Origin of the sequence: Snodgrassella sp. M0110 (assembly GCF_016101465.1) — a bacterium.
In the GTDB taxonomy this organism is placed as follows: Bacteria; Pseudomonadota; Gammaproteobacteria; order Burkholderiales; family Neisseriaceae; genus Snodgrassella; species Snodgrassella alvi.
This window is the reverse complement of sequence record NZ_JACFQM010000010.1, coordinates 14,728-38,787: the sequence shown is the minus strand read 5'-3', so window position 1 is coordinate 38,787 and position 24,060 is coordinate 14,728. Positions and strand designations below refer to the sequence as shown.

General features: G+C 41.7%; 23 protein-coding genes. 9 read left to right on the top strand and 14 right to left on the bottom strand.

All coding sequences use genetic code 11. The features are described from left to right. Nucleotides 1–58 precede the first annotated feature (58 nt). Nucleotides 59–331, bottom strand: coding sequence for a hypothetical protein (locus H3T84_RS10455; protein WP_198219046.1), 273 nt, complete (start codon nucleotides 329–331; stop codon nucleotides 59–61). Here H3T84_RS10455 and glmS point away from each other — a divergent pair. After that, nucleotides 321–2,162 (top strand): glutamine--fructose-6-phosphate transaminase (isomerizing), encoded by a 1,842-nt coding sequence (gene glmS / locus H3T84_RS10450; RefSeq protein ID WP_198219045.1) that lies wholly within the window; start codon nucleotides 321–323, stop codon nucleotides 2,160–2,162. The two genes, H3T84_RS10455 and glmS, sit on opposite strands and share 11 nt — an antisense overlap. 253 nt (nucleotides 2,163–2,415) lie before the next feature. Here glmS and H3T84_RS10445 read toward each other — a convergent pair whose 3' ends face one another. Both H3T84_RS10445 and H3T84_RS10440 read right to left on the bottom strand, forming a co-directional pair. Further along, nucleotides 2,416–3,498 (bottom strand): ADP-ribosylglycohydrolase family protein, encoded by a 1,083-nt coding sequence (locus tag H3T84_RS10445; RefSeq protein WP_198219044.1) that lies wholly within the window; start codon nucleotides 3,496–3,498, stop codon nucleotides 2,416–2,418. Nucleotides 3,499–3,944: 446 nt separating this feature from the next. Beyond that, on the bottom strand, nucleotides 3,945–4,667 hold the full coding sequence (locus H3T84_RS10440) for a hypothetical protein (protein WP_198219043.1): 723 nt from the start codon (nucleotides 4,665–4,667) through the stop codon (nucleotides 3,945–3,947). A gap of 275 nt (nucleotides 4,668–4,942) precedes the next feature. Here H3T84_RS10440 and hutW point away from each other — a divergent pair, with 275 nt between their 5' ends. From hutW to H3T84_RS10425, 3 genes are read left to right on the top strand one after another with little or no spacing between them, the layout of a single operon-like run. Beyond that, a complete protein-coding gene (hutW, locus tag H3T84_RS10435) occupies nucleotides 4,943–6,325 on the top strand; it encodes a heme anaerobic degradation radical SAM methyltransferase ChuW/HutW (protein WP_198219042.1) in 1,383 nt (460 codons plus the stop codon). 40 nt (nucleotides 6,326–6,365) lie between these two features. Beyond that, a complete protein-coding gene (hutX, locus tag H3T84_RS10430; protein WP_025331529.1) occupies nucleotides 6,366–6,869 on the top strand; it encodes a heme utilization cystosolic carrier protein HutX in 504 nt (167 codons plus the stop codon). A gap of 10 nt (nucleotides 6,870–6,879) precedes the next feature. Next, complete coding sequence (locus tag H3T84_RS10425; protein WP_198219041.1) at nucleotides 6,880–7,524, top strand: NAD(P)H-binding protein; 645 nt, start codon at nucleotides 6,880–6,882, stop codon at nucleotides 7,522–7,524. Between the two features lie 129 nt (nucleotides 7,525–7,653). Here H3T84_RS10425 and H3T84_RS10420 read toward each other — a convergent pair whose 3' ends face one another. The 3 genes from H3T84_RS10420 to H3T84_RS10410 form a co-directional block, all read right to left on the bottom strand. Next, the gene (locus tag H3T84_RS10420; protein ID WP_025331531.1) at nucleotides 7,654–7,992 is read right to left on the bottom strand and encodes a zinc ribbon domain-containing protein YjdM; all 339 of its coding nucleotides are present in this window, start codon (nucleotides 7,990–7,992) and stop codon (nucleotides 7,654–7,656) included. A 120-nt stretch (nucleotides 7,993–8,112) separates the two neighbouring features. Then, nucleotides 8,113–8,895, bottom strand: a complete 783-nt coding sequence (yaaA, locus tag H3T84_RS10415) for a peroxide stress protein YaaA (RefSeq protein ID WP_198219040.1) — start codon at nucleotides 8,893–8,895, stop codon at nucleotides 8,113–8,115. A gap of 330 nt (nucleotides 8,896–9,225) precedes the next feature. Next, nucleotides 9,226–10,617 (bottom strand): NAD-dependent succinate-semialdehyde dehydrogenase, encoded by a 1,392-nt coding sequence (locus tag H3T84_RS10410; protein ID WP_232346185.1) that lies wholly within the window; start codon nucleotides 10,615–10,617, stop codon nucleotides 9,226–9,228. A gap of 478 nt (nucleotides 10,618–11,095) precedes the next feature. Here H3T84_RS10410 and H3T84_RS10405 point away from each other — a divergent pair, with 478 nt between their 5' ends. After that, nucleotides 11,096–11,647 (top strand): flavodoxin family protein, encoded by a 552-nt coding sequence (locus H3T84_RS10405; RefSeq protein WP_084587083.1) that lies wholly within the window; start codon nucleotides 11,096–11,098, stop codon nucleotides 11,645–11,647. A gap of 102 nt (nucleotides 11,648–11,749) precedes the next feature. Here the strand turns inward: H3T84_RS10405 and H3T84_RS10400 are convergent, their stop codons facing one another. Together H3T84_RS10400 and H3T84_RS10395 are read right to left on the bottom strand one after the other, a co-directional pair. Further along, complete coding sequence (locus H3T84_RS10400; protein ID WP_279037952.1) at nucleotides 11,750–12,727, bottom strand: TerC family protein; 978 nt, start codon at nucleotides 12,725–12,727, stop codon at nucleotides 11,750–11,752. Nucleotides 12,728–13,210: 483 nt separating this feature from the next. Continuing rightward, entirely contained in the window at nucleotides 13,211–13,693 is a 483-nt protein-coding gene (locus tag H3T84_RS10395; RefSeq protein ID WP_174834130.1) for a hypothetical protein, read from the bottom strand. Between the two features lie 405 nt (nucleotides 13,694–14,098). Between H3T84_RS10395 and H3T84_RS10390 the strand changes: the two genes are divergently transcribed. Next, nucleotides 14,099–15,061 (top strand): urea transporter, encoded by a 963-nt coding sequence (locus H3T84_RS10390; RefSeq protein WP_198219038.1) that lies wholly within the window; start codon nucleotides 14,099–14,101, stop codon nucleotides 15,059–15,061. Between the two features lie 351 nt (nucleotides 15,062–15,412). Here the strand turns inward: H3T84_RS10390 and rpmE are convergent, their stop codons facing one another. After that, a complete protein-coding gene (gene rpmE / locus H3T84_RS10385; protein ID WP_037394224.1) occupies nucleotides 15,413–15,628 on the bottom strand; it encodes a 50S ribosomal protein L31 in 216 nt (71 codons plus the stop codon). A 278-nt stretch (nucleotides 15,629–15,906) separates the two neighbouring features. Then, nucleotides 15,907–17,316: a cysteine--tRNA ligase gene (gene cysS, locus H3T84_RS10380; protein ID WP_198219037.1), complete on the bottom strand. Its 1,410-nt coding sequence runs from the start codon at nucleotides 17,314–17,316 to the stop codon at nucleotides 15,907–15,909. Between the two features lie 317 nt (nucleotides 17,317–17,633). Here cysS and H3T84_RS10375 point away from each other — a divergent pair, with 317 nt between their 5' ends. Continuing rightward, nucleotides 17,634–18,329, top strand: a complete 696-nt coding sequence (locus H3T84_RS10375; RefSeq protein WP_174834133.1) for an OmpA family protein — start codon at nucleotides 17,634–17,636, stop codon at nucleotides 18,327–18,329. Nucleotides 18,330–18,459: 130 nt separating this feature from the next. Here H3T84_RS10375 and yidC read toward each other — a convergent pair whose 3' ends face one another. The 4 genes from yidC to rpmH are packed head-to-tail and all read right to left on the bottom strand — an operon-like array spanning nucleotide 18,460 to nucleotide 20,846. Continuing rightward, nucleotides 18,460–20,118, bottom strand: a complete 1,659-nt coding sequence (yidC, locus tag H3T84_RS10370) for a membrane protein insertase YidC (protein ID WP_174834134.1) — start codon at nucleotides 20,116–20,118, stop codon at nucleotides 18,460–18,462. 19 nt (nucleotides 20,119–20,137) lie between these two features. Next, nucleotides 20,138–20,347, bottom strand: coding sequence for a membrane protein insertion efficiency factor YidD (gene yidD, locus H3T84_RS10365; RefSeq protein WP_084547360.1), 210 nt, complete (start codon nucleotides 20,345–20,347; stop codon nucleotides 20,138–20,140). Next, nucleotides 20,344–20,703, bottom strand: a complete 360-nt coding sequence (rnpA, locus tag H3T84_RS10360) for a ribonuclease P protein component (RefSeq protein ID WP_037394212.1) — start codon at nucleotides 20,701–20,703, stop codon at nucleotides 20,344–20,346. Before rnpA ends, yidD begins: the two co-directional genes overlap by 4 nt. Nucleotides 20,704–20,711: 8 nt before the next feature. Next, nucleotides 20,712–20,846: a 50S ribosomal protein L34 gene (rpmH, locus tag H3T84_RS10355; RefSeq protein WP_004283944.1), complete on the bottom strand. Its 135-nt coding sequence runs from the start codon at nucleotides 20,844–20,846 to the stop codon at nucleotides 20,712–20,714. 222 nt (nucleotides 20,847–21,068) lie between these two features. On the opposite strand from rpmH, the gene dnaA reads away from it, so the two are divergent. After that, the gene (dnaA, locus tag H3T84_RS10350) at nucleotides 21,069–22,691 is read left to right on the top strand and encodes a chromosomal replication initiator protein DnaA (RefSeq protein WP_198219036.1); all 1,623 of its coding nucleotides are present in this window, start codon (nucleotides 21,069–21,071) and stop codon (nucleotides 22,689–22,691) included. A 15-nt stretch (nucleotides 22,692–22,706) separates the two neighbouring features. Next, nucleotides 22,707–23,810 (top strand): DNA polymerase III subunit beta, encoded by a 1,104-nt coding sequence (gene dnaN / locus H3T84_RS10345; protein WP_025331544.1) that lies wholly within the window; start codon nucleotides 22,707–22,709, stop codon nucleotides 23,808–23,810. Nucleotides 23,811–24,060 lie beyond the last annotated feature (250 nt).

Below are 24,060 nucleotides of genomic sequence, written 5' to 3'. Positions count from 1 at the left end.
ATTTAATGACACCCACAGAACAAATGAATAAAATATCTGATATATAAAGATAATTTATCTACCCAACATCATCCTGAAAACCATTAGCATAAACATATCTGTCTGTTTGTACAGCCGGCTGTAAACAAAGTTTACTGTACAAATCCGCCGTTTCCATTACAATCTTCATTTCAAATAAAACTGAAACAGCATCATCAGGCAGACGATACACATAAACTGGAATCAGCACGGCATAACCCGCAAACCGTAACAGCCGCATTCCAGCCAGGTAAAAAAACCGTAATTGCATTGCAACCATGCCTGTTGAAAAAGGATAAACCATGTGTGGCATAGTTGGCGCCATTCGCGCACAGAATAACGTAGTAGAATTTCTTACCAGCGGTCTGGAACGGCTGGAATACCGCGGATATGACTCTTCCGGCATTGCCGTATGGACACCGGACGGTATTGAGCGCGTACGCCGTGTCGGCCGCGTTAAATTTATGGAAGAAGCCGCTCAGGCTGCCGGACTCAAGGGCAGACTGGGCATTGGTCACACCCGCTGGGCAACACACGGCGGTGTTACTGAACCCAACGCTCATCCGCACATTTCTAACAATATGATTGCCATTGTTCATAATGGCATTATCGAAAACTTTGAAAGTGAGCGCAGCCGGCTACAAGCACTGGGTTACGAATTCACATCCCAAACTGATACCGAAGTCATCGCTCACAGCATCCATTACGAATATACCCACACCAGCACCGGCAACCTGTTTCAGGCGGTACAAACTGCCTGCAAACGTTTTCAGGGTGCCTATGCCATCGGCGTTATTGCCAGAGATAATCCCGATAAACTTGTAGCTGCGCGTATGGGCTGTCCGCTATTAGTGGCGCTGGGTGAAAATGAAAGCTTTATCGCTTCCGATGTTTCCGCCGTTATTGCCTATACCCGTCGTGTTGTCTTTCTCGAAGATGGCGACCTTGTTCAGCTATCCACACAAGGCATTGATATTCTGCTCGACAAACACGAACAGCCGGCAGAACGTGAAATCAAAATGTCTGAACTGTCCTTAGCTTCGCTCGAACTGGGGTTGTACAGCCATTTCATGCAAAAAGAAATTCACGAACAGCCCAAAGCCATCACCGACACCGCCGAAGTATTTCTGGTAGGCGGCTTTGAGCCGGAAAACTTTGGCGCCAGTGCTGCCGGCATCTTTGAGCGAATCCGTAACATTAAAATTCTTGCCTGCGGTACCTCCTACTATTCCGCACTTACTGCACGTTACTGGCTGGAAGCCATTGCGCAAATACCGACAGACGTCGAAATTGCCAGTGAATACCGCTACCGCAAAGTTATTGCCGACCCGGAACAGCTGGTCATCACGATTTCTCAGTCCGGCGAAACACTTGATACCATGGAAGCGCTTAAATATGCCCAGTCACTGGGCATGCAGCACAGCCTTTCTATTTGCAATGTAATGGAATCGGCTCTGCCGCGCGAAAGTGAACTGGTACTGTATACCCGTGCCGGTGCCGAAATCGGTGTAGCCTCTACCAAAGCCTTTACGACTCAGCTTGTGGCATTGTTCGGACTGGCGGTAACACTGGGTAAAATGCGTGGACTGGTTACCCCTGAAGAAGAAGAGCAATATACCAATGAGCTGCGCCTGCTTCCCGGCAGCGTGCAGCATGTACTTAATCTCGAACCGCAAATTGCCGGCTGGGCAAATCAGTTTGCCGCTAAAAATAACGCACTGTTTCTTGGCCGCGGCATTCATTACCCCATCGCCCTTGAAGGTGCTCTGAAACTTAAAGAGATTACCTATATTCATGCCGAAGCTTATCCCGCCGGTGAGCTTAAGCACGGTCCGCTGGCACTGGTAGACCAGAATATGCCTGTAGTGGTGATTGCACCTAATGACAGCCTGCTCGAGAAAGTTAAAGCCAATATGCAGGAAGTAGCCGCACGCGGCGGCGAGCTCTTTGTATTCACCGATCTGGACAGCGAATTCAGCGCCGATGAAGGCGTACACGTTATCCGTACCCCGCGCCATATGGGCGTACTTTCCCCGATTGTACACACCATACCGGTACAGCTACTGGCCTACCACACCGCACTGGCTCGCGGCACTGATGTAGATAAACCCCGAAATCTGGCGAAATCGGTGACTGTAGAATAAATATCCAGTATATGTCTTTTAATTCTTTAACTACATTAAAAGCCCCTACTGCATAACTACAGCAGAGTTGTTAGTTTTTTGCTTTACCTAACTAAACATTGATTTCTATTTATAAGGTTAAAATACCATCATAATTTAAATATTGATTAATTTTATATAATAAGCCACCTTTAAGGTGGCTTATTTATTGAATTTTAAAGATATTTAATATTTATAGTTTTTATCAAGAACAAGAATATTAATTTTTAATAATTTAGAAGGGCGGTAACAGCCGTCTGAAACCATGCAACATGATTATGCAGAAAAAAAGTATATTTCTGCATAATAAGAAAACATATGGTGGCTGTTTCAGACTGATAATCTGTTTCGGATGATGTTTTCTGTCAGCCAGTGCCACCGAGAGTTTGCGCAGATAATTCATACTCATTGGCCATTCTTTCACACCTTGCAGCCATTGTTCTGGAATACCTGCTCCGCCCACATAAATACCGGCAAGAGCGCCGGCAATGGCTGCCGTGGTATCAGTATCCCCGCCTGCATGTATTAATGCACTGACGGTTTGTTCGTAATCACCATAATAGCGCAGCCATGCATAGATAACAGCAGGCACGGTATTGTTAATATAGCCAGTAATTCCTTTTTTTTCCAGTTTCAGCGCCAGCAGATAATCATGCAATTGAGCCTGCTGCTTAAGTTTCTGCTGAGCCAGTTGCAAGTGACTGATAAGCTGCTCTCCGCTTAGCGCAGGCATAATCTCAGCAAAGAAACTGTCAGCAGACACCTCAGACTGCTGCCGGCTGGCATAGCCGGCGGCCATGGCAATCACCCATGCGCCTTCTTCAGCACGCGGATCAGTATGAGTTATGATGGTAGCTGCATGAATGCATTCACGCATGATGTCTGGATTACCGGCAAAAAACCAGCCTATAACCGGTGCACGCATAGCCGCTCCGTTACCGGCAGAATTATTACCGCTTTTAGCCGGATTTATACCCAGACACAATTTCAGGCAGGCTTTTAAAGTAGCCATCCCCAAACCGGCCGGCATGGTCAGAAACCATCGCCTCATGCCTCTGCCCAGCCGGCCACTAAAATCCTTCGGATTCAGCTTACAGCTCAGCAGACATTGTGCCACCATCGCTGCATGCTCAGTATCATCACTGCATAACCCTATTCTCCCCCATGGAGTAACAATCAGGTTGTGCTGAATTTTATCGCCAAACATACGTCTGGCTCGCTTAGGAGCAATACCTTCACGAGCCAGCCCTATTGCATCACCAACTGCGGTACCAATAAGCAATCCGGTAATCTGCCGGACATATTGGGTTTGTTGCATAATTTATTTCCGGTGGATGAATAATAAATTTACAAATGTTAACTATACAGTATTTTCTTTATTAATTCCTGTTTTAACTGTTGAGATTATCAAATTTTTATTTATTTTCAGAATATTCAATAATAATGCTTAGCCATAAAGATAACCTGCTGCCAATTAAATATATAGTCAGAATACAGAGTTTATATAATTACCATTTAATAAATTCAATTAATTCAAAAATCAGAACTTTAATCAATATTGATTTTTATAAATTCAGTTTTAAGCTTATCAAGCTTTAATTCAGAAAGATAAATTTATTCACACTCCCATCTGATTCAGCCGCATTTTTTTACCCATAGATAACCGTTTGATGATAATAAATAATTTTTAGCAACAACTAAATTAGGATTTACAAGAGAAACATTTATTTTAAATGTTTTTCTTGCCGTTTAAGATTAATTTTATTAATCAGAAATACAAGCATCAATAGCAGAACAGTGAAGCCATTTTTTAATTATCTTATTTTTTTTTGTTGTATATTCGACCTCATAAAAGTTATTTTTATAATTTAATAATTCGATTTTATCCTCTCTAATTAAATATATTTTTGTTTTATTTTTTAAATTTGGAGAATCATATAGATAACTCTTATCCACTGTAAGCTTAAATCCATATTCTTCGGGCTGATATTGAGTTAAAAGGAAACGATTTATACAATCATTAATATCTGTTGAAGTATAAAATGTGTTGCAAAATTTTGAAGCATATTTCTCTGTTAATAGATTGAAATAAATATTATATTGTTTTTGCTCTGGAATTTTAGTGATGTATTTTTGTAATTTAATATTTACTGGTATCTTATTATGATATATCAATAAAATTAATTCATTAATAAAAGAATTTTGTTCGCTAAGTAAACATAATGAATAACTGAGTCTATCCTCCTGACCGCAGAGGTAAACATCAATATTATCACGTACCCAGTTACATTTTTTATTCAACTCACTTTCCCATTCCTCCTGAAAAATATCAATATTTTTTTTTAAAAGAATTTTAGATAATTTATCTATTATAGTTGAATTATGTTTTATTTCTTTACTCATACCATTATTCACTTTATCTATTAAACTATCACTAAAAACATTGTTACTCATAAATATTAATATAATTAGTAGAATTTTCTTCATTACTATAATCCTTTTTCTCAAAATTTAGCTTCATCTTCTCTTCTTTTTACTAATCCATCTAATTTTTACCTTTAATCATTGATAGATGAATTCCAGCACGCATAAAATAGTTTTTGCACAACTATTCTACAGAATAAACATTTCTATTGGCATATTCATGTCTGTTGATATGTATCAATAAACAGGATATTGTTAAGTATACATGGTCATAAAACCATTGCCATATGATAATAATTATTATTTAATTCTTGCAGCTTTCAATTTATGTCTGTGTTATGAAATCATTGGATTTAAGCCGTTATTATGCTGCATATTCTGGTTTACCGTTTCAGGATCGCTGGGCTGTCATGCCATTACGCGCAAGTATGCCACTGGCTGCGGAAGATATCGAAAAGCAATGGCAACAATTACAGCAAACCAAACTTACCGGCAATAAAAGGCTGATTTATATTCATATCCCCTTTTGTGATACTCACTGCCAGTTTTGTGGGTTTTACCAGAATCTGCTGCGCAAATTTGATACTGAAGCATATATTGATGCTTTACTAACCGAAATCACTCTGGAAATCAACAATCCGGCACTACAGTCTGCACCCATTCATGCGGTTTATTTCGGAGGTGGTACACCATCCGCTCTGCCCGCCGGTCAGCTAGCTCGGGTAATCAGCTTACTGAAACAGTCTTTACCTCTTGCACCTGATTGTGAAATTAGTATTGAAGGACGAATTTCTGATTTCGATGAGGCACGTACAGATAGTTATATAGAAGCAGGTGCAAACCGGTTTTCAATCGGTATTCAGACTTTCGATACCAATATTCGTCAGAAGCTCGGACGCTTATCCAAACGTGAACAGATTATAGAAACATTTGAACGGATTGCCGCTAAAGACAGTGTAGCACTGGTATGCGATCTGATGTTTGGATTGCCTGGGCAGACACCTCAGAGCTGGCAAACAGACTTAGAACTTGCTGCCGGTCTGCCGCTGGATGGTGTGGATTTGTATGCTCTAAATCTGCTTTCTTCCACACCGCTGGCTAAGCGGGTGGAAAACGGCCAACTTGAATTACCTTCAGTAGCGGATAAATGTCATTTTTATTTACAGGGTGAAGCTTTTTTACGCCGGCAGGGCTGGATGCAGCTAAGTAACAGCCATTGGGCTAAAACCACACGTGAACGAAATTTATATAATCTGCTAATTAAGCAGGGTGCTGATTTCTTTGCATTTGGCTCCGGTGCCGGTGGCCGGCTGGGCGGTCAGTCATTTATGCTGCAACGCGATCTGGCTGAGTACTATACCCGGCTGAAACAAGGTAAAAAACCATTGATGATGCTTACTGGCCAATCTTTACTAGGAGAATGGTTATATCAGCTTCAGGCCGGTATAGAACAGGGTCGGGTTGATTTAGCTGCACTGACAACACAGGCTCACTTGTTGGATCCATTACTGGAACAATGGCAGCAGGCGGGTTTACTCGTCAATGATGCACGCTGTCTGTTGCTAACACCATCAGGCCGTTTCTGGTCGAGCAATCTGTTACAGGCTTTGCAGCAATTACTATTGTCTTTGAATAATCCGGAACATCTTGAGCGGCAGGAAAAAATGATGCAGATGCGCCAAAGCGGAAAACCCGCGCCAGGGCATGCCGCTGCTCCGTAATATCTCAGCGTCAAAACAGTTTTAATTTAAGGAAATAAAAATGACTGAACAGTCTGCAAGTAATAATCTTAAACTTTTCATGCAAAGTAACCCGGAAGGTACGCTGGAACAGATTGCCCGGCAATATCAGACTAGTTTAACTGCAGTAATTGAAGCCATGCCTGATGCAGTGATGACAGACGGAAGTCAATTTGATACTGTGTGGCAGGAAGTGCTTACATGGGGTGAAATTACTTTTCTGGTTCACACTCCGGATATTATTGCTGAATTTTCCGGTGAACTACCAGCTGGAAAATATGGTGCCGGTTATTTTAATTTGCAGCATAAGCAAGCATTCGGCGGGCATATCCGGGCAGAAAACTGTGCACATATCGCTTTTGTTGAGCGCAGTTTTATGCATATGGCTACCGCGGGAATTATTTTTCTGAACCGTCAGGGTGAAGCTATGTTTAAAATTTTTGTCGGACGTGATGAACAAAGACAATTAAAAGCACAGCAATTAGATAAATTCAGAATTCTGGCTCAACGTTTCCGTCCGGACTAAGGAAAAACTGATGAAAACGCTATTATTGTTCGGGGTGAGCCCCAAAAAAGGTACCGGCTATCAGGTATTACAGCTGGCATTACAACAATCATCTGAATGGCGCTGTGCGGCGCTGGTACGCGATGCCGCTTTTGCCGCTGAATTAAACCAGCAGGGTGTGCAGACTGTGGTTGGTGATGCTACCGATGAATCCAGTGTCAAAGAAATATGCCGGCTTGCCGGCACCAATACCATAATTGTCTCTACTCTGGGCGGATCAGCTGGCGCACATTATCTGGCTCAGCGCCTGATTATTGATAAAGCTGAACAAGCTGGTATCTCCCGAATGCTGCTGGTTACCTCTCTGGGCTGCGGCGACTCATGGCATACTATGTCTGAACGCGCAAAAACTGCTTTCGGGCATGCTGTACGGGAAAAATCTCTGGCAGAGGTATGGCTGCAAACCAGTAAGCTGAATTATGAAATTCTGCGTCCGGGCGGTTTGTCTAATGGTGACGTTACTGGCACAGGTAAATGTTTTTATCAGCAGGAGGTACATGGTTTTATTCATCGTACTGAACTGGCTAATGTCATTATGCAAAGAATCAGTGCCAGTGTTCTGGACAACCGCATCTATGCAGTCGTTGATCCGGGGTTAACTTCTGACAATAATTAGAGCATATTGGCGCCTGTATGTGGATAACTTAGTTATCCACAGATCAAAACCCACCCTATCTACAATTAAAAATACAATTAAAAATTGGCAGACATGGTGGGTTTGGTGTACGTACCTTTTTAAAAAATATCAGGCCTTTTTCACAAAGCACGCTTTAAGCATGATTTTCATGCCGTCAATTTTGCAATCAATTTCATGATCGCCCTCAACCAGACGAATACCTTTAGCTTTGGCACCTTTTTTCAAAACAGTGCTACTACCTTTAAGCTTAAGGTCTTTAATCAGAATAACGTCGTCACCAGTCGACAACGGATTACCGTTACTGTCTTTAACATCAAGCTCTTGTGATGAGCCGGTATTGCTAGCAGCATCCCATTCGTGTCCGCATTCCAGACAGACAGTAAAGCTACCATCAAAATAATTTTGTTCGCTGGCACATTGCGGGCAGATTGGGGTTGATTCAGACATGGTTACACCTTTGCGATGGTAAAAGCGGCGATTGTACCTAATTTTGCTACAACTACCACATTTTTATGTACTTGCTCTGCTTTTTTTGCAACTTTTGTACAGCTATACTGAATAATATGCCTAATTACGGTATTGCTGAGCTGTTTTTTCTGAACGTTTGAACACCAGTTCATCCTCACTTGATTCATGTGCAGCAAACTGGTAACCATGCTCATTGAATTCATGCAGCATTTTAGGTGAGTGCAGTTTATTGCATACAATAAAGCGAGTCATCAATCCCATGGCTTCTTTCGCATAAGCATTAACATTCATGTATTTACCCGCTTTTTCATCCAGAAAAACCGGTTTAATTACCTGTGCTTTAAGTTTATCCTTATCTATTGCTTTGAAATAATTATCAAAAGCTAAATCAATGATGGTTTCAGTTTCGATTTGATTCAAATGGCTGGTCAGGGTTTCATGCCAGAAATGATACAAATTAATACCTTTAGGATTCTCCAGACGTACATTCATGCTCAGGCGGTAGGGCTGGATTAAATCCAGCGGACGCAATATGCCGTACAAACCGGAAAGAATACATACAGCGGTTTGCATATAATCCAGTTCATGCAGGGATAAATCACTGACTTTCAGGCTGGTGTAAATATCACCACTATAGGCAAAAATCGCCTGTAAAGCATTATCAGGGGTAAATGGCGTATGCCAGTCCTGAAAACGCTGCTGATTAAGCTCAGCCAGATGCGGACTGATGTGCATCAATTCTTCCAGCTGTTTCACACTTAGCTGACGGCAATAATGTACTAACTGTTCGCTCTGTTTAAGAAACTGTGGCTGAGTATACTTTTCACTCAGGCGTGAATTAGCAAAATCCTGACTGGTGGGTGCAGCGATAATGGTTAACATACGGCCTCCTGTTCAATCACTGGTACACATTTATGCTCATCATGGTGAAATAAAATATTATTATCAATCAGATAATGCATAAAAACTCGATATCACCACTTTACCTGAGAATATATTGTCAGCAGAACACAATAGCCGGAATTTAGCATAATGCTACATATATATTACATTTCAGTAACGTATATGTCTCTCCAGGTAAACACTTTACTGAACCGAAAAACAGATTGCTAACCACAATGGAGAAAATAAAGAAAAAATTAATTTACTGACGGTGGAGATAAAAAAACAGGGCTGCACACTGTCAGCCCTGTTTTGCTTTATTTGCTCTGCTTAGAATTCACCGTCAATATCGGCAATACTTACCAGCTTAGCATTAACAAATTCTTTTAAGCCCAGATCCAGTAATTCACGTCCGAATCCGGAACGTTTCACACCACCGAAAGGTAAATCAGCTTTTACCATGGTTGGATGATTAATAAATACCATACCGGTATCAATCTGCTGAGCCAGCTGTGCACCGCGTTCTTCGTCAGCAGTAAAGATAGATCCGCCCAATCCGTACGGGCTATCGTTAGCAATCTCGATAGCGTGTGCTGCATCTTTAGCACGGTAAATTGAAGAAACCGGACCAAAGAATTCCCAGTGACGTGCCGGATTATCCGGCTGAATATTGGTCAGAATAACCGGCCGGAAGAAACAGCCCTGAGCAGGCATGTCCAGCGGGATTTCCTCAGCGTGCGCACCAAGCTTAACTGCTTCATCCAGCTGCTGCTGTAAACCAGTAACGGCTGAGCGTGAAGACAGCGGAGCCAGTGTTGTGGCTGCATCCATCGGATCACCCATGTGCAATTGCTGCACACCCTGACGATACAAACTCAGGAAACGGTCGTATACACCATCTTCTACAATAATACGCTTGGCACTGACACATACCTGACCGGCATTCCAGTGACGTCCGAAGACAGCCCATTTAGCTGCTTTTTCGATATCTGCGTCATTGAGTACGATGAAAGCATCTGCACCACCCAGTTCAAGGGTACATTTTTTCACTGCGGCTCCGGCCTGAGCAGCAACAATGGCACCAGCACTTTCAGAGCCAGTCAGCGCTACACCACGTACACGCGGATCTGCAATGATTTTGGCCAGTTGAGCATGAGTTGGATAGAGATTCTGGAAAGCACCGGCCATTAAACCGGCCTGAAGGAACATCGCCTCCATTTTTGCTGCACACTGAGGTACATTAGAAGCATGTTTCAGCACAATCACATTACCGGCAGCCAGTTGCGGGGCTGCAATACGTGCTATCTGGTAATAAGGGAAATTCCATGGCTCTACAGCCAGAATAATACCCTGTGGAGCAAATTCAATACGGGCACGATTACCTTTATTGGATGTAACCGGTAACACTTCCGGCTGAAGCTGCCGTTCAGCGTTAACTGCATAATATTCAAGAATCTGTGCTGACAGCTCAGTTTCTGCTTTAGCTTCACTAAACAGTTTACCCATTTCCAGCGTGAGTAAACTGGCATATTCTTCAATATTAGCCCGCAGAATATCAGCAGCGTTTTGCAGAATACGCGCACGCTGGGCAAATGTAGTAGTTTTCCACTGATGGAAAGCGGCATCAGCATGATTTAATGCTGCTTCCAGCTCAATATCGGTAGTATCAGAAAATGCCTTTACCTGTTGCTCGGTATAAGGATTGGTACTAGCGTACGCCATATAATTACCTCTCATGAGTAAAAGTTACACCACGGTTACTGCCCTGTTGGCTATTTTTGGTGTGCCGCCGGTACGGGCAGGTTCTGAAACAATTACAGTGTTTACTATGAAGAAATGGTTGTGTGCCTGATGTGTGCTGCCGCTGTTAATTATCTTTTGTAAGCCTGATACAGGCTACCGGCAACATTAATTTTCCTGTCTGTTATCACTCTAGCATGATTATGTATTAATTGAGTTTAACAATAATTTACCACAACAGCAAGCGTACCGTAAACTAACAAATTCAAGCATGCTGTCTTAGTGCATTAGTGTATTAGCTAAATACCATAGCAACTGGTATGTGTAAGGATAATAATGCATCAGTCAATAATTTCTTCGCAGGCAATAATCGAAATTTTTGTTTCCTGAAACTCTCTTGCTGTAGCAGCACAGCACGCATAAACTGTTTTAATATTTAATCATTCATAAGGATGTACAAATGAGTAAACTGGCGATAGTAGTTTTTTCCGGTTACGGCCATACTCGTAAAATAGCTGAAGCAGCCGCCGCAGATACCGATGCAGTCCTGGTTGAAATTGATGCTAATGGTGATCTGGACAATGATCAGTGGCAACAGCTTCACGACGCCAAAGGGATTATTTTTGCCGCACCTACTTATATGGGCAATGTACCCTGGCAATTCAAAAAATTTGCTGATGCCACTTCAGGACTGTGGGCAGAGCGCGCTTGGCAAAATAAAGTATTTGGCGGATTTACTAATAGTGCCAGTTTTAACGGTGACAAACAGGTTACGCTTATTTGGATGCAAACACTGGCCGCACAGCACGGCGGTATCTGGGTAAGTCTGGGGCTGTTACCGGCCAATAACAAAGAAGCAGACCGTAATGATATTAATGTGCTCGGAGGCTCTGGAGGAGCACTGATACAAACACCGGCAGATGCCAGCGTAGATGAAATTCCGCGCGGCGATATTGAAACCGTTAAAATCTACGTAGCACGGGTAAGCGAAATCATCAATAAATTAGCTTAATCGTTTTTAAGCTAATTTCGAATTTCAGCCCATTATCTGTTGTTGCCGGTTAATGGCAGTAACAGATAACGGGCTGTTTAAATAAATATCACCTATTATTAATTAAGCTGATGGTTGTTGTCTGGTTTTCCACCATGAAACAAGTATAGCAATCATTAAGGCACTAAACACGACAGTCAGTGAAGCAAAAGAAGGAATATGCCACCATTTGGCCACCAGCATTTTGCCGCCAATAAAAGTTAAAACCACAGCCAGCCCGTATTTCAGATAGATAAATTTTTCTACTACATTAGCAAGTAAAAAATACATCGCACGCAGCCCCAGTACCGCAAAGATATTGGAAGTAAAAACTATAAACGGGTCAGTGGTGACAGCAAATACTGCCGGAATACTGTCAACAGCAAAAACAACATCACTTAATTCAATCACAATCAACGTAAGCAGCAAAGGAGTTGCCATACGCTGACCGTTTTCAACGGTAAAGAATTTTTCCCGGTTTAACTGCGCGCTAACATGCATATGCCGGTGCAGCCAGCCTATCAGCGGATTATCGGCCAGACCTTTATCTTCCGTCTTTTCAGGCAGCATCAGCTTAATTCCACTATAAAGCAGGAATACACCAAACAGATACAATACCCATTCAAAACGGCTGACCAGTACTGCACCCAGAGCCACCATAATGGCGCGTAGTACAATAGCGCCCAGTACACCGTACAGCAAAACACGATGCTGATACTCAGCCGGCACTTTGAAATAACCGAATATCAGGATAAATACAAAAATATTGTCGACTGAGAGTGATTTTTCCAAAACATAACCTGTCAGGAAATCCATCACCGAATCTGCTGCTATAGCCGGACCGGCGGCAGGATTATGTGCCAGCTCAAAATACAGCCAGGCAGCAAATCCGAGAGAGACAGTAATCCAGACTGTTGTCCATAGCAAAGCTTCTTTGGTACTAACCCGATGCACTCCCTCTTTTTTCAATGTAAGCATATCAATTGCAATCATCACAATGACAATCACAATAAATACACCATAGAATAAAGGTGTACCAACAGAATTCAGCTGTAGCTGCATAAGTTTTTCCTGCTAAATATTTTTATCATAAAAAATCTGGTAACCATACCAGTTATCAGAATCAGCAGTCAGGCAAATGGCTTTATACCGGCTGCTATTCGAACAATAGCATATTCGGCAGAAAAGTTAATCCCCCTGCTGATAATTGTTCGCCTCTGTTAGGAATTAAGAAAATATATTCTGGATTATTTTTTTGTCAGAACAAATAATATTTGCCGTAAATAATTATTTATACGGTAGAAATATAATGATCCGATGTATTGATAAGATGATAAAGATAACTTTAATATTAGCTATATTCCAGATTATCAATTTAATCTATTATTTTTTATATGCTCTGATTTTTTACATCTATCCATATCATACACTGGATTTTATTTAAACTCCGCATTTACCAAAAAATTTAAATATTTAATATTATTAAATAAAAAAATAACAGAATTTAACATTCTGTTATTTTTTTTATTAATTTTCCATCACGATTTATTTTGTTTCACAATCCGAAGCTGTTATACGCACATTAAATAATTCTTCATCATTAAGAAAATAATGATGATTAACCCCTTTCGGAAGAGATTTTCTTAATTGCACCACACCAGGATCATTATCAGAACAATATATTTTTTTCAAATTATCAGTAGTCATTTTTTTCGATGCAGATAACATTAATTCTTTTTTATTTCCAGTTACAACATATTTATAATTTGCTACTCCATCTTCTATATAGATATCAACTAATTGAGTATTTGAGGAAACTCTGACAGGAAGTTGTTTTTTAAATTCGTCAAAGTAAACCTGTAATTCATTATTATCTAATTTATTGCTTCCTGACTTATCAGCTTCTGATTTACTCTCTGATTGTGCTGTTTCACTAGCATTTTTATTTGATTGTGCAGGATTCGAATTATTACACCCAAAAAGCATCAGACTTATGGATAACATCGCTATAGTTTTTAATATTTTCATACCTAAGTTCCATCATAATATTTTAATCGCCCTATATTATTACAAATAAATCTATTATTTTACAATACTTGACCATAATTATTATTTAATTTTTGTATTTTTATAATCACCAGTCACTAATCAAATTTATCTATTTCTTTTATTTTAGTATATAAAATTCACATTTTAATGATTTTCTTCTCTCTGGCTGGTATTCAATCCATTATTTAAGTGTTTTATCCAATGCCATATCGCAAATAATCTTTATTTTTTAATAACATATTATTTAGTATAAACAAATCTGGAATAATGACATTTTCGCGCTTCTGCAGCACACCTATTGTTTATTCTCTTTTATAATTAGTTACCATTGCTGCTAATAATTTGTCTGTCCAGCTAAAGTAAAAATAAAAAAGGAGAAATCGGATGAGCACAGCCTCCGTACGTCAGTACTGGCATCAGTTAACCAGTACCAATCAGCTTTGTCAGTTTATTGATGTTATCCTGCGCAGCTACGGGCAGGTAATGTTGCAAAACAATCCTGTTTCCGGGTTAATCTTTTTAATAGGCATACTATTTGGCAGTTACAGTGCCGGTAAGCCACAAACTGCTCTGGCCTGCTTACTTGCTGTGGTCTGTGCCAATGCAATAGCTTATCTGTATCAGCTGAACCACAAAGCCTGGCTGCAAGGAATTTATGGTTTCAATGCCTGTCTGATTGGTATCGCCTTATCTATTTTCTGCGAAAATTCACTGTATTTATGGCTAAGTATCATACTTGCAGCCATATTATCAGTATTTATTACACAAGCATTCAGCTCAATATTACAGCAATGGTACCTACCCTGTCTGACAATACCATTTGTGTTGCTTACATGGCTGTATCTATTGGCTACACCATCATTCTCAGTACTGATACGCGAACCGTCTGCTGCACTATCTGCACAGATTTCAAGTTTTCATCTGCTGCATCTAATACCGGATAGTATACTGGGCATTGCCGAAGTATTTTTATTTAACAGCACACTGGTAGGTGTTATTTTTCTGGCAGGGCTGGCAGTCAATTCAATCAGAATGGCTATCTATGCACTGGCCGGTTCTTTACTAGCCATCGGTATTGCACTGTTATATGGCAGTCAGATTGAAATGATTTCTCTCGGCCTCTATTCTTTTAATGCAATCCTGACAGCTATCACACTGGCTACTTTCAGTAATAATCAAGATTTTAAAACTGTTATTTATATTATCTTCGGTATTATCTTCACTGTTCTTACTCAGGCAGCATTAGCCACAATACTGAAGCCATTAGCCATACCTGTATTAACCTTACCTTTTGTACTAGTAAGCTGGTTATGGTTATTAACCAATCAAACTTTAAGCCAGCGTTAGCGTTTATCGATTTTATATATTGAATAAAAAAATAAGAAAAATTTGTATTTTTCAGATTCTAAAATTGGATAAGCAACAGAAAACAGCCATCCCGATAAAACAAGATTAAATCAATGCTTTTTGCTAACTATGAATCAGAAAATGCAAATTCACAATTGTGCGTGGAAATATCAAAGAAAGAGTTCTGTAATATGAAAGGTAAATGTATACCCGCTTGAAATAATCAAACCAGTAAAATATTCGAATTTTTTGGCTATTTTTGCTGCTGTATTGAACACAACATCAGATTATCTGATAAAAAAGACTGCCCTGATGGCAGTCTTTTTCGGTGCAACATGTTGCAAATAAGAATTAACGTTTGAACATATTGCCGTATTTCTGATTGAATTTATCCACACGGCCGGTAGAGTCAACGATTTTCTGTTTACCTGTGTAGAAAGGGTGACATGCAGAACATACTTCGATATTGAAAGTATCTTTTTCCATTGCGGATTTAGTTACAAAAGTGTTACCGCAAGAGCAAGTTACAGTTATATCATGGTAGTTCGGTTGAATGCTGTTATTCATAATATCGTCCTTGGTTGGCGGGCACAGGGGTTGTGCCTGTACCTCTTGAAACGGATGTTCAGAATCGGGTAATTATACTCGCATGAGTAAGATTTTCAAGTGAATCAGTATATAGCAGCTACTCTTCTTCACAGCTAAAACCATATGAAACGGCCAGATTCCTCACATCCCACTATTTAAGTCTAACATTGTTGTCAAGACCATAATGCATTACAAAAATACACCCAGTCTGAGACAATACACCCAGTTTGAGACTTAAGGCTGTGCTATATACGAATTCAGGCACGGCGCCAGCTAGTTCCGCCGGCACCATCTTCCAATACAATACCGGCTGCCGTAAGCTCATCACGAATCCGATCGGATTCAGCCCAGTTACGTTCTGCACGAGCCTGCTGCCGTGAAGCAATCAGCGCTTCTATAGCTGCGTTATCCAGACCCTGCACCGTTTCCCCCACTTCTCCCTGAAGAAAAGCGGCTGGATCACGTTGTAACAAGCCCAGTAAACCTGCCAGTTCTTTCAGACATCCTGCCAGTTCGGCATCATGTGTTTTATTAATTTCATTAGCCAGCTCAAACAATACTGCTACAGCTTCAACTGTAGCAAAGTCATCATTCATGGCTGCATAAAAACGACGTGTATAATCATTTAAGTCAGCATGAATTGCCACTTCTGCCGCAGATGTATTTTTAAGTGCCGTATATAAGCGGGTTAATGCGCCTTTTGCATCATTCAGATGAGCATCCGAATAGTTCAAAGGGCTGCGGTAATGTGCGCGCAAAATAAAAAACCGCACAACTTCAGCATCGTATTTTTGCAACACTTCGCGGATAGTGAAGAAATTTCCGAGAGATTTAGACATTTTTTCATTATCTACACGAATAAATCCATTATGTAACCAATATTTAACATGACTGGCAAAATGATTATGCTCTTCACAGCACCCGTTTTTTTCTGCACCGCAACTCTGAGCAATTTCATTTTCATGATGAGGGAACTGTAGATCGGCGCCACCTCCATGAATATCAAAATTTTTACCCAGTAGTGCCTTACTCATGGCAGAACATTCAATATGCCATCCCGGGCGTCCCCTGCCCCACGGGCTGTCCCATGCCGGCTCATGCGGCTTGGCTGATTTCCACAACACAAAATCCAACGGATCCCGTTTATGTCCGTCAACATCAACCCGTTCTCCGGCACGCAAATCATCCAGACTTTTCCCGCTTAACTGACCATATTGCGGATATTCACGCACAGCATAGAAAACATCACCATTATCCGCCATATAAGCTTTATTATTAGCAATGATATCTTCAATCATGCTTATCATTTGCGGAATATATTGCGTGGCTCTCGGTTCGTGGTCTGGCGGCAGTACCCCCAAAGCGGCTGCATCTTCGTGCATGGCCTGAATATAATAATCGGTAAGCTCAGTAATACTAATCCCGCGTTCATTGGCACGGGCAATGATTTTATCGTCTATATCAGTAATATTACGTACATAATCAAGCTGATAGCCTAATTCCCGCAACCAGCGCGCCACCAGATCAAATACAATCATTACTCTGGCATGACCAAGATGGCAATAATCATAAACAGTCATACCACACACATACATACGCACCTGTTGCGGATTAATCGGTGTAAATTCTTGTTTGCTTCTGGTTAAGGTGTTATACAAGCTGAGCATGTCGTTTCCAAATAGCTAAAATGGTAGCACTGTACTAAGGTAATTAGTTTGTATGAGGTTAAACTGGTTGTTTTCAAGATATAACCAGCTTAAAAAGTTAATTATAGTAGTCTGAATGGTACTATAGCCAATAATTATTGTCGTCTAAAGCGATTTTCAACCAAAAATTTATATTTTTATCATATAGGTATAACAATTTTTATTTTCAGTACATCATATTGCAAAAAAAGCATGACTCTTGCTTTTCTACTATAGAAGGCATAAAACAGAAACTGTGAAAAGCATAATCAAGCTTATATTCAAGAGAAGGAGTAAGTATGACTATTATGAAACCACTGGCTGCATTTGCAGCTGCAACCACCCTTGCTTTAACCGGCTGTGTTACCGATCCGGCGACCGGTCAGTCTCATCCCAGTAAAACAGCGGTATATGGTTTAAGCGGCGCTGCCGTATGCGGCATTGTCGGCGCGATCACTCATAACAGCCGCGGTGCACGTAATGCAGCACTCGGTTGCGGTGCTATCGGAGCCGGTATTGGCGCTTATATGGATTATCAGGAAAAACTGTTACGCCAGAAACTGGCTAATACCAATGTCGAAGTTCAGCGTGAAGGTAATCAGATTAAACTGACTATGCCTGAAAATGTGACATTTGCAACCAATAGTTCAGAATTAAGTGGTGCGGCTACCTCTTCTCTGTCATCGGTAGCTGAAGTACTGGCTAAATATGTAGATACTACCATCACTATTGCCGGATACACTGATAGCACAGGTAATGACAGTATTAACATTCCATTATCACAGCGCCGTGCACAATCAGTTTCAAATTTCCTGACTTCCCGTGGTGTTGCTTATAACCGTATCAGTGCTAACGGATACGGATCTGCCAATCCTATTGCCAGCAATGCAACTGTTGAAGGACGTGCACAAAACCGCCGTGTGGAAATCCGGTTAAATCCGGTACAACAGGCTCAGACTACAACCACACAGCAAACTACAACCTATGTTCAGTAGTTACTGAATATGCCTGATTGATTACTGCAGCAGCTCCAGCAGTCAGACAATTAAAATTCGGTATATTTATTTAATCAAGCTGCAAATAAAAAAGCACTTCAGTATGAAGTGCTTTTTTTCAGACTGTATTTTATATATCCAGTGAACGATGCAGTTTAGCCTGCCGCTCAATACGTTTATTGATAAACCATTGCTGAGCCAGAGTCAGAATATTATTCGTCAACCAGTAGAGAACCAACCCTGCCGGGAAGAAGAAAAACATTACGGAAAACGCAACTGGCATAATTTTCATCATTTTCGCCTGAACCGGATCGGTTGGCGGCGGATTCATGAACGTTTGCAGATACATAGTCAGTGCCATGAGCGCAGGCAGAATAAAGTAAGGATCCTGACGGCCTAAATCGGTAATCCAGCCAATCCATGGGGCTCCGCGCAATTCCACCGAAGCAAACAATGCCCAGTACAGACCAATAAATACCGGAATCTGCAGCAGCATAGGCAGACAACCGCCAACAGGATTGATTTTTTCCTTTTTATACAGCGACATCATTTCCTGCTGCATACGCATACGGTCATCACCGTACTGATCTTTCAATGCCTGCAAACGCGGAGCTACAGCACGCATCTTGGCCATCGATTTATATGAGGCATGTGTCAGCGGAAACAGAATTGCTTTGACAGTAAGAGTAAGCAGAATAATCGCCCAGCCCCAGTTCTGTACCAGACTGTGCCACCAGTTCAGCAGCCAGAATAAAGGAGAAGAAAACAGCGATACTTTGCCGTAGTCTTTAATCATCTGCAAATGATCGGCTACTTTAGTAATGACAGAATAAATCTGCGGACCAGCATACAGGGAGATACCGAAACTGCCGGTGGAGTTAGCACCAATATCTTTCAACGGTACTCGTACGCCAGCAGAATACAGGCCATCACTGCGTTTTCTAATATCTATCTGGCAGTCACTGGTACCACAAACACTGTTACCTTCTTTCGGCTGCAGAATCCAGGTAGTCATAAAATAATGCTGGGTCATACCAATCCAGCCGGTATTGGTTTTACGCTGATAGTCTGCCTGATCACGACCAGAGGTGTAATCACTATCAAGATCTTTAAAGGCTACTTTTTCAAATTTACCATTCGGGGTATACAGTACTGGACCAGTATAAGTATGATCGAAATAGCCTGTACCTTCAGGTTCCTTATCATCCCGCAGTACCCGGTAAGCTACATCCATTTGTAATGGCTGAGCATTGTGATTGGCAATTTCATAGCGCAGCCCGATCAGGTAACTGCCTTTAGTAAACGTATAAATTTTACTAACCTGTACACCGTTTTGTTCGGCAGCAGTCAGGCGCACATCCAGTTTGTCACCATTAAGCGTGTACTGTTTTTTCGCAGCTGTAAATGTCAGGTCTTTAAACTGATAGTCACCCTGACGGTTTAATAATACCGACTGGGCGACATACTGATGACCATTTGCACCATTATCCAGCAATACAAAAGGCTTGCTGGCATCACTGGTGGCCTTGTATTTATTGAGAGTTAGCTGGCGTAAATCGCCGCTTTTTTCATCAATAACAGCCTTAACAGTATCAGTAGTCACTGTTACCGGCTCTGTTTTACTCAGGGCACTCTCGGCAACAACACCAGTAGAAGAAGTATTGCTGTTACTGGTGGATGATGTTTGTTGTGCAGCTGGCTGTTTTTCGGGTTGCGGGTATAATTTTTCCCAACCCAGCAAAATCGCCATGGTCAGCACAAAAAATATCAATAATCGTTTGAAATCCATAGTGTATTCCGTCTACTCGCTAAGGAAGAGGGTCATGACCGCAACCACCCCATGGATGACAGCGGCAAATACGCTTTATCGCCAGCCAGCTACCTTTCATTACCCCGTATTTTTGCAGCGCCAGTACGGCATATTGCGAACAGGTCGGGTTGTAGCGGCAGCGCGGTGGTAACAGCGGGCTGATGGCATACTGATAGAACCGGATCAGACCCAGCAATAAATATCTCATTGCGAAGATGCTTTACACCTGTCAGCTGTAATAAGCAGCTGCTGTAAAGTCCTGACTACGCCAGCGTACTCAGCATGCCGGAACGGCTGGCGTACACGAATGATTATATCTACCGGCGGCAATTCATGCTTATGCAGGCGAAACCACTCGCGTATTAAGCGTTTCATATAATTGCGCCGGTTAGCACGTTTGGCAACTTTTTTGGCTACTATCAGCCCCAAACGCGGGAAACCTAAACTATTGCGTGCCTGAAAAACCTGAATCCAGGCACGGCTTTTTTGGCAACGTAATGCAAAAACGGATGAAAAATCATCCGTTTTTAATAGGCGATATTTTTTGCCAAAATGATAATCCATTCTTGTTCTTACACAGCCAAACGTTTACGGCCTTTGGCACGACGGGCAGCCAGCACAGCACGTCCGCCACGGGTTTTACTGCGAACCAGAAAGCCATGAGTGCGTTTGCGGCGGGTAACGGATGGTTGATAAGTGCGTTTCATAATTTATTCCCGAATTAACTTTAAATAAAACGTAGCATTACACAACAAGAACAGCACTTTGTCAATCAATATAATCTGTAGCAAAGCTTTACGGGAGCTGTGCTGGTGTAAAGTGCAAATCATGGTCAGAAATTTGTTTATTGCGTATAATTAGCATAATAGGCACTTATTGTTTCCAGCCTTCAGCCAGCTCCGATTGACAGATAAATTTAAGCTTCACGAATGACCCTGACAGAATTTTGGCCTCAGTGCCTATTACAATTAAAACAAAGCTTACCTTCTCAGCAATACCAGATGTGGATTGCACCTTTAACTGTGGGCGAAGAAAATGGCAACTGGGTTATTTTTGCGCGTAATACTTTTACCTTCAATCATATCCGCGAGCGTTTCTGGCCGGCTATCGAAAATGCCAGACAATCTGTTCTGCCAGACGGCAGCACACCATTAATTCTGAAAATCGGACAGGGACTATCTCTGCAGGCTGCCACTGAGGCAATACCGGCAGGAAACAATTCACCGGCTAAGACTGCAGAACCAGCCTTAAATGTCGCTGAAGAGAAGGCTGATACTAAACCGGATTCAGTTGATAGCAATAAAATTCCTTCTGAAGTTTCAGCCAAACCACAGACAACGGCAAAACGTACCGAATCTGCTCAGGACATTATTGCCAAACGCCTGCGAAACAACCAGACTAAAAGCGCAAGTGCTACTGCCGAAACAAAAGAAAACAGCAAACAGACCTCCACAGAAAAACCTGAGGCTGGTGAATCAGTGACCACCTCTGATTCAGCACATGAAAACGGTAAAAAATCCCGCTATACTGACACTAACCTTAATCCTGAACATACTTTTGCTGCTCTGGTACAAGGTAAAGGGAACCGTCTTGCTCACGCTGCAGCGCTGTCAATTGCAGAGAATCCCGGCAATAGTATGTACAACCCGTTTTTTATCTATGGTAGTACCGGTCTGGGTAAAACCCACCTGGTACAGGCTATTGGCAATCAGCTGTTTGCCACCGACAACAAAGTAAAAATACGCTATATTCATGCTGATGAATTCATTCGCGGCATTATGAATGCATTCCACGCCAAATCTTTTGATGCCATGCGCCAGCAATATCAGCAGGTAGACTTACTGATTATGGATGACGTACAGTTTATTGCCGGTAAAGACCGTACCATGGAAGAGTTTTTTTACGTCTATAACCATTTAATTGACGAAAAAAAACAAGTTATCCTTACCTGTGATACGCTGCCTACTCATATAGACGGCATGGACGATCGCCTGAAATCCCGTTTCTCATGGGGACTGAGTCTTGAGCTGGAACCGCCAGAGCTGGAAATGCGCGTAGCCATTTTGCAGAAAAAAGCTGAGCTGGCTCAGGTGAAGCTTGAGGACGAAGCTGCATTTTTTATTGCCAAACATATCCGCAGCAACGTGCGTGAACTAGAAGGTGCATTCAAGCGGGTAGTAGCACAAAGCCGTTTTGCCAGCCGCCCGATTGATGTAGGGCTGGCTACTGAAGCATTACAAGATATTCTGGCTGTTAACCACAAACCCATGACCCTGGAACACATTCAGAATACGGTAGCAAAATTTTATGGGATTACCATTAGTGATATGGTAGGGAAAAAACGTACCCGGAATCTGGCACGCCCGCGCCAGATGGCCATGACCCTGGCAAAAGAACTTACTCCGCTTAGTTTACCCGCTATTGGCAGCGGATTTGGTGGCCGCGACCATACCACAGTTATGCATGCGGTAAAAAGTATCTCCAAACTCCGCAAGGATGATGCTGAAACAACCAAAGCGTATGAAACCTTAATGATGATTTTGCGAGATTAAACCAAGGAACAAAATATGCTGATATTACAAGCAGAACGTGACAGTTTACTCAAACCGCTGCAGGCAGTAACCGGTATTGTAGAGCGTCGTCATACATTACCGATATTATCTAATGTATTACTGGAAAACCATCAGGGGCAAATCAAGATTCTGGCAACCGATCTGGAAATTCAGATTGATACCATCGGCCCCAAAAGCGAAGCAGAAGATTTTCGCATTACCACCAATGCCAAAAAACTGCAGGATATCCTGCGGGCTTTACCGGCCGGCGCAATCGTTTCTCTGGACTGGAATAACAACCGTCTGGTGCTGAAAGCAGGCAAAAGCCGTTTTAATCTGCAAACCCTGCCGGCAGAAGATTTTCCATTAATGAGTGTGGGCGAAAATATTGATGCCAGCTTCAGCCTGCCACAGGAAACATTTCGTGAAATGCTGTCTCAGGTGCAGTACAGCATGGCCATTCAGGATATCCGCTATTATCTGAATGGTCTGCTGATGCAGACAGAAGGCAATCAGCTGCGTCTGGTCGCTACAGACGGACATCGTCTGGCCTATGCAGCCTGCAATATTGAAGCCGATTTACCCAAAGCAGAAGTTATTCTGCCGCGTAAAACCGTGCTGGAACTCTTTAAGCTGCTTACCTTCCCCGAACAGCCAATCACCATTGAACTACTGAACAATCAGGTACGTTTCCGTTGTAATGACACCATTATTGTTTCTAAAGTCGTGGATGGTAAATTTCCGGATTACAACCGGGTTATTCCACTGGATAACGATAAAATCTTTCTGGCCAACCGTACCGAGTTGCTGGGTGCACTGGAACGGGCAGCCATTCTTGCCAATGAAAAATTTCGCGGTGCCCGCCTGCAAATCCAGCCCGGATTACTGAGCGTGACCTGTAATAATAACGAACAGGAAGAAGCTCGTGAAGAGCTGGAAATTGCTTATCAGGGAGATACACTGGAAGTCGGTTTTAATATCAACTATCTGATGGATGTATTGCGTAATTTACATGCAGAAGATTTACAACTTGCTTTTGGTGATGCAAACCGTTCAACACTGTTTACCATCCCGAATAATCCCAACTTTAAGTATATAGTTATGCCCATGCGGATTTAAATATCCATACACTCTTAAATCCGGTTACTGCCGTACGCCAGCTTTCTGTTTTTAATAGTTCAGCTTGGTTTACGGCAGTTTATTATTTACAATCAGTATTCTTATCTTTTAATAAACATTAAATAAAACATCATCTTAAATATAGCATATGACTGAAAAAAAACCGATTTTATGCTATAATAAGTTTTTGGTTAATTGCCCTCAAACAGGCCTGTTATACAGCTATACCGCTAACTTTTTTATAATTAAT

What these genes read in the sequence shown, in the direction of transcription:
- glmS (WP_198219045.1), top strand. Translation starts at nt 321, where the DNA reads ATGTGTGGCATAGTTGGCGCCATTCGCGCACAGAATAACGTAGTAGAA.
- H3T84_RS10455 (WP_198219046.1), bottom strand. Translation starts at nt 331, where the DNA reads ATGCCACACATGGTTTATCCTTTTTCAACAGGCATGGTTGCAATGCAA.
- H3T84_RS10445 (WP_198219044.1), bottom strand. Translation starts at nt 3,498, where the DNA reads ATGCAACAAACCCAATATGTCCGGCAGATTACCGGATTGCTTATTGGT.
- H3T84_RS10440 (WP_198219043.1), bottom strand. Translation starts at nt 4,667, where the DNA reads ATGAAGAAAATTCTACTAATTATATTAATATTTATGAGTAACAATGTT.
- hutW (WP_198219042.1), top strand. Translation starts at nt 4,943, where the DNA reads ATGAAATCATTGGATTTAAGCCGTTATTATGCTGCATATTCTGGTTTA.
- hutX (WP_025331529.1), top strand. Translation starts at nt 6,366, where the DNA reads ATGACTGAACAGTCTGCAAGTAATAATCTTAAACTTTTCATGCAAAGT.
- H3T84_RS10425 (WP_198219041.1), top strand. Translation starts at nt 6,880, where the DNA reads ATGAAAACGCTATTATTGTTCGGGGTGAGCCCCAAAAAAGGTACCGGC.
- H3T84_RS10420 (WP_025331531.1), bottom strand. Translation starts at nt 7,992, where the DNA reads ATGTCTGAATCAACCCCAATCTGCCCGCAATGTGCCAGCGAACAAAAT.
- yaaA (WP_198219040.1), bottom strand. Translation starts at nt 8,895, where the DNA reads ATGTTAACCATTATCGCTGCACCCACCAGTCAGGATTTTGCTAATTCA.
- H3T84_RS10410 (WP_232346185.1), bottom strand. Translation starts at nt 10,617, where the DNA reads ATGGCGTACGCTAGTACCAATCCTTATACCGAGCAACAGGTAAAGGCA.
- H3T84_RS10405 (WP_084587083.1), top strand. Translation starts at nt 11,096, where the DNA reads ATGAGTAAACTGGCGATAGTAGTTTTTTCCGGTTACGGCCATACTCGT.
- H3T84_RS10400 (WP_279037952.1), bottom strand. Translation starts at nt 12,727, where the DNA reads ATGCAGCTACAGCTGAATTCTGTTGGTACACCTTTATTCTATGGTGTA.
- H3T84_RS10395 (WP_174834130.1), bottom strand. Translation starts at nt 13,693, where the DNA reads ATGAAAATATTAAAAACTATAGCGATGTTATCCATAAGTCTGATGCTT.
- H3T84_RS10390 (WP_198219038.1), top strand. Translation starts at nt 14,099, where the DNA reads ATGAGCACAGCCTCCGTACGTCAGTACTGGCATCAGTTAACCAGTACC.
- rpmE (WP_037394224.1), bottom strand. Translation starts at nt 15,628, where the DNA reads ATGAATAACAGCATTCAACCGAACTACCATGATATAACTGTAACTTGC.
- cysS (WP_198219037.1), bottom strand. Translation starts at nt 17,316, where the DNA reads ATGCTCAGCTTGTATAACACCTTAACCAGAAGCAAACAAGAATTTACA.
- H3T84_RS10375 (WP_174834133.1), top strand. Translation starts at nt 17,634, where the DNA reads ATGACTATTATGAAACCACTGGCTGCATTTGCAGCTGCAACCACCCTT.
- yidC (WP_174834134.1), bottom strand. Translation starts at nt 20,118, where the DNA reads ATGGATTTCAAACGATTATTGATATTTTTTGTGCTGACCATGGCGATT.
- yidD (WP_084547360.1), bottom strand. Translation starts at nt 20,347, where the DNA reads ATGAGATATTTATTGCTGGGTCTGATCCGGTTCTATCAGTATGCCATC.
- rnpA (WP_037394212.1), bottom strand. Translation starts at nt 20,703, where the DNA reads ATGGATTATCATTTTGGCAAAAAATATCGCCTATTAAAAACGGATGAT.
- rpmH (WP_004283944.1), bottom strand. Translation starts at nt 20,846, where the DNA reads ATGAAACGCACTTATCAACCATCCGTTACCCGCCGCAAACGCACTCAT.
- dnaA (WP_198219036.1), top strand. Translation starts at nt 21,069, where the DNA reads ATGACCCTGACAGAATTTTGGCCTCAGTGCCTATTACAATTAAAACAA.
- dnaN (WP_025331544.1), top strand. Translation starts at nt 22,707, where the DNA reads ATGCTGATATTACAAGCAGAACGTGACAGTTTACTCAAACCGCTGCAG.